The sequence below is a fragment of the Microcystis sp. LE18-22.4A genome (assembly GCF_027531105.1).
Taxonomy (GTDB): domain Bacteria; phylum Cyanobacteriota; class Cyanobacteriia; order Cyanobacteriales; family Microcystaceae; genus Microcystis; species Microcystis aeruginosa.
The window spans coordinates 1-1,130 of the sequence record NZ_JAPZRB010000416.1; the positions used below are offsets into that span (position 1 = coordinate 1).

The following is a 1,130-nucleotide window of genomic DNA, read 5'->3' on the forward strand; positions in this document are numbered from 1 at the left end:
TTTAGAAGAAACAACCCGCAATCTGATTAATCGATATAATATAACTTCAATAAAAGCCCTTAATTTAGTGGAGACAATGAAAGCAGCCTTTCCCGAAGCCATGGTTGAAGTGCCATCTGGTTTAATTGAGTTAATGACAAACGACTTAAAAGACCGTCATGTTTTAGCAACTGCTGTTATGGCTAAAGCTAATCTAATTTTAACTAATAATCTTACCGATTTTTCACTTTCAGCTTTAGAAACTTGGGGTATAAAGGCTCAATCTCCTGATACTTTTTTAAGTCATTTGTTCGATGAATATCCCGAAGAAATTAAATTCAGTCTAAATCGGCAAGTCAAGAAATATAAAAATCCTCAAAAATCTCTAGCTGAATTACTAGAGTTTTTAGATAAAAAAGCCAACTTATCTAATTTTTGTCAAAAGATAGCTAAAATTGTTTGATATAAGTAGGGCTTGCTGAATATCATTTCCGACTCCTAACCCCACCAACAAACTTTTTCAGCCAACCCTATTTATTGAATTTTAACATTTAATTTATAGGTGGCATTGCCGCGAGTTCCCCCTACAATTATTTCATAATTTCCAGTAGCAGGTAATTTTAGACTAGATTGGGTAGCTTCTGTTTACAATATTTCCCCATTCGGTGCAATCACATCAAATACGGCATTATTTTCTAATGATGTAATTTTCAGTTCCATTCTCTGTCCTTGATTCGCTCTTAAGAGATAAATATTTCGACTCCCTCGCACAACCGATTGATTAACGGTGGTGCTATTAGCTCCGGGTGCAAACCGGATTTGAGACAATAAACAAGGTTGTCTTTGATAAACGACTCGTCCCGTATTCAAATAATCTGCGGTTAACGTCCAGATTTCTTGAGTTTTTTGGGTGTCTAACTCAATTTTTGTCGTGATATTTAAGTTTAACTGATTACCCTTTCTTGTTCCTCGTAAGGTTTGAGTATAGGAAGTATAATAAGCTGCTTGTTCAGGCTCTTCGGGAATTGTTATGCAAATAATTAACTTAAAATAAAATTCGATGAGAGCGCCTACGCTCAAAAGTAGCTGAAATCCATACAGGGAAGGACTTAAGGCACAAACAGGTTAATACCAAAAGATAGACAATTGAG

1 protein-coding gene and 1 pseudogene are annotated in these 1,130 nt (G+C 35.3%); one reads left to right on the top strand and one right to left on the bottom strand.

All coding sequences use genetic code 11. The annotated features are described in order from the left end of the window. Nucleotides 1–442: VapC50 family PIN domain-containing toxin (locus O9295_RS18280; protein WP_288034346.1), on the top strand; the 442-nt coding region annotated here is incomplete at its 5' end. A gap of 71 nt (nt 443–513) precedes the next feature. Here the strand turns inward: O9295_RS18280 and O9295_RS18285 are convergent. Next, a pseudogene (locus tag O9295_RS18285) lies at nt 514–990 on the bottom strand (hypothetical protein); the annotation flags it as partial. Nucleotides 991–1,130 lie beyond the last annotated feature (140 nt).